A 3,729-nucleotide genomic window follows, 5' to 3' on the forward strand; every position below is an offset into this window, starting at 1 on the left:
AGTGCTGACCCCGGCGGGGCTCGAGAGCTACAGCTACGACGACCTGTACCGGCTGACCGGGGTCACCTACCCGGATTCGTCGACCCAGGCCTACACCTACGACAACGTCGGCAACCGGCAGACCAAGGTAGAGGGCTCGACGACCTCCTACACCTACGACAACGCCGACCGGATGACCACAGCAGGCGGGGTGACCTACACCTACGACAACAACGGCAACCAGACCGGCCGGGGAGCGGACGTGTTCGGCTGGGACATCGAGGACCGCCTCACCTCGGCAACCGTCGGGGGCAACCCGGTCAGCTACACCTACCGGGGAGACGACCTTCGGCACTCCAAGACCCAGGCCGGGGTGACCACGGTCTTCACCTGGGATCTGGCGGCCGTGCTGCCGGTGGTGCTGCAGGAGGGCAACACCAGCTACGTTTACGGGCTGGGGCTGATCAGCCAGGCCACTGGGACCACCACCAGCTACCCGCTGGCAGACGGCCTGGGGTCGACGGCGGCTCTGACGGATGCGTCGGGAGCGGTCACTGCGACCTACACCTACGACGTTTTCGGAGCTGTGAAATCGAGCACGGGGCCGGGCTCAACCGAGTTCCGGTTTGCCGGCCAGCAGGACGATCCGGCCTTGGGCTACCAGTACCTGAGGGCCCGGTACTACGACCCGTCTATCGGCCGTTTTATCAGTAAGGATCCGTTCTCTGGAACTTTGGTGGATCCGCAAAGCCAAACAGCGTACCCGTACTCACACAGTAATCCTGTAAATTTCCGGGATCCAACAGGACTGTGCACCTGTTCGCCGAAGGTAAGCGGAATAGCCCGGCTTCTTGGGCCGGGTGACTTTTTCCGGGCGGCAGGATATTCGGTGCGCGGAGAATTTCGGAAAGCATGGGACGTCGCAGTAAATCTGGAGTCCATTGCCGAAGCCTCAGCTTCGGGCACAGCCAAGCAAATAGCGGCCTACGCTAAGGCGACTATGCGTACAGGCGGCGCCTTGGCCGTAAAACTGCTTCCCGTGGTAGGTCAGATAGCGTTGACAGTTGATGGGGTCTGCTCCGCACCAGACGCAGCTGATGCCGTCGCCAAATGGCCCGTTGTTCAGAAGTTCAGCGGATGGGTGCGTTCCTCCATGGCTTCCATGCCTCTGGGTCCGTATGTTCCGCTGACCCGAACGCCCAATTAAGGAGTGGCGATGCGAAGCGGAGACAGAAAGTTGATTGGTTCAAGGGACTGCAGAGAAATGGCAACCGGCGCAGCCGGGACTCTGGGATTGGCTGAACCGATCAGGGCATGCGCGCTCCTTATTCCCGATTATCCGGTTGTATTCGGAGATCTCGGACCGTTCGCTGTCATTGATTGGATGTTGCGCTCGATTTTTCGGCGGACCTCAACAGCTGGGGCACCCCATAGTCTCTGGATCCTTACCTCCTCAGAACTGATCGTTCTTGAAGCCTCCCCATGGGGTGAGCCAACCCCGCTAGGGTTGATCGGGCGGTGGTCTCTACTTGAAGTGAAGGCTCGGCGGATCCGTCCGAGAATGTTGCTTATCCGCGCACCAATCGCTCTGGAGGTAACGACACCCTCCCGTACCCTTAGAGTTAGGAGTGAGGTTTTGGACGACGATTACGAACGTCTAGCACATGCGCTCTGCGAGGATGCCCCCCCTCTGTCAGGATGATCCGAGACGCTTGCTCTCATCTAACTGACCTGGATCGCCTCGGAGCGTTTGCTGAGATACGGCCGGCTCGGATTCGTCGTCTGGATCCTGGACAACCGCGCTCTGGAAAAACAACACCTTGCTCGTTCATCAGGCAGACATCGTGGTGATGCTGCGACCATCAATCCCTACGGAGACCAAATCTCTCCTGCCTTCGGCTTGGAGAATGCAATCAGCCTGGAGGAGACGGTGGCGCCCAATAGTTAAGTGCTCGACCTGGGTTTTCTAACGAGGTCGTTGCACACCATTAGCCCCCAGGGAGCCGGTACTTATCTTCCAAAGCCTTGTGCCCATCGAGATCGACCACCGGCTCGAACTCCGTGAACGAGACCATCATCTCCGGGTGGTCGCGTACGGTCCCCTCTTTTTTCAGGACCTCCAACACCTCCTGGACGGCCTTGGTTGCGGCGAACAGCGGCGTCAGAGGTGTGACGATCAGGTCGTAGCCCAGGTCGTGGAGCTCGGCGTCGGTGAGCAGCGGGGTCTTGCCCCCCTCGATCATGTTTGCGACCCTGACAACCCCTTCGACCTCCTTGGCGACCCGTTCCAGAGACTCGATGTCCGGCGGCGCCTCGACGAAGATCGCGTCGACACCCAGGTCCCGGGCCCGCCTGGCCCGGTCGATTGCGTCGTCTATGCCCCGGGTGCTGAGGGCGTCGGTCCGGGCGACCAGGAACAGGTCTTTGCCCTCCTCCCGCTGGTCGAGCACGGCCTTCAGCTTGGCCAGCCAGTCGTCCGCCTCAACCACCTTCTTGCCGGCGAAGTGGCCGCACTTCTTAGGCCAGACCTGGTCCTCCAGAAAGATGCCTGCGGCCCCGGCGCCGTGGAGCAGGTCGACCGTCCGGATGCAGCTGAGGGGGTTGCCGTAGCCGGTGTCGGCGTCGACTATCACCGGCAGCGTGGTGTTCGAGCAGATGCCCCGGGCGGAGTCGGCGATCTCGCTCTGGGTCAAATATCCGAAGTCCGGCGAACCGAGCCTGGAGGCGGAGACCGAGTAGCCGGAGACGAACAGGACGTCGAAACCGGCCCTCGTGGCCAGGCGGGTGGTCAATGCGTCGTAGACACCCGGCATGTTGACGGTGGCGCCGCCTGCGAGGAGCTGACGGATCGCGTCGGCGGAGTTGCCCAAGATTGAAGCCTTTCGTCCGGGGAATGGAGTACGGGAAAAGGTCTGGCTGAAGAGGGAATATCCTAGTACGCATGACGTTCAACGAACGCCTCAACAGCATCCGCCACACCCCGGTCGACATCGCAATCGCGGCGGCGCTGGTCCTGCTCGGGCTGCCGCTGCTGCTGGGACTTATTGCCGGAGGCGGCGCCTACCTCTACTTCTTCAAGTTCTCGCCCCCTATCGCGATCCCGGAGCCCAGCGGCGTCAACATCGCCCGGTCGAGCCACATCTACGCGGCGGACGGCACCCTGCTGGCGACCCTGCGCGGCGCCAACTTCCGGGTGCCCATCGACTACGAAGAGATGCCCAGCAACCTCAAAAGGGCGGTCGTCGCCTCGGAGGACTCCCGCTTCTTCGAGCACCAGGGGCTGGACTTCGCCGCGATCATCAAGGCGCTGACCGAGTCCCAGGTCTCCGGCGAAAGGCTCCGGGGCGCGTCGACGATCACCCAGCAGTACGTGGGAACCGTGTTCGTCGGCAAGGAACGCTCTCTCACCCGAAAGATCCGGGAGGCCCAGATCGCCTCGCAGCTGGAGCGGGAGGTCGGCAAGGAGCAGATTCTCGAGCGCTACCTGAACACCGTCTACTTCGGCGCCGGCTCCTACGGCATCGAAGCGGCCGCCAACACCTTTTTCGGCAAGAGCGCCAAGGACCTGACCCTTTCCGAGTCTGCCCAGCTGGTGGGGCAGATTCCCGCCCCCAGCCGCTACTCCCCCTACACCAACCCGGCCCGGGCTGAGGCCCGCCGGCTGGACGTCATCGGCCGGATGGAGCAGGTCGGCAACATTACGGCCCAGGAAGCGGTGGAGGCCCGGCGGGAGAAGCCGGTCTTCCAGGA

3 protein-coding genes are annotated in these 3,729 nt (G+C 62.5%); 2 read left to right on the plus strand and 1 reads right to left on the minus strand.

The annotated features are described in order from the left end of the window. A partial coding sequence (locus VFV09_03045) for an RHS repeat-associated core domain-containing protein (protein HEU4866683.1) occupies nt 1–1,186 on the plus strand: 1,186 nt, incomplete at its 5' end. Between the two features lie 781 nt (nt 1,187–1,967). Here the strand turns inward: VFV09_03045 and VFV09_03050 are convergent. Then, entirely contained in the window at nt 1,968–2,849 is an 882-nt protein-coding gene (locus VFV09_03050) for an isocitrate lyase/PEP mutase family protein (protein HEU4866684.1), read from the minus strand. A 71-nt stretch (nt 2,850–2,920) separates the two neighbouring features. On the opposite strand from VFV09_03050, the gene VFV09_03055 reads away from it, so the two are divergent. Continuing rightward, on the plus strand, nt 2,921–3,729 hold an 809-nt coding region (locus VFV09_03055; GenBank protein HEU4866685.1), incomplete at its 3' end, for a biosynthetic peptidoglycan transglycosylase.

The organism is Actinomycetota bacterium (assembly GCA_035759705.1).
Lineage (GTDB): Bacteria > Actinomycetota > CADDZG01 > JAHWKV01 > JAHWKV01 > JAJCYE01.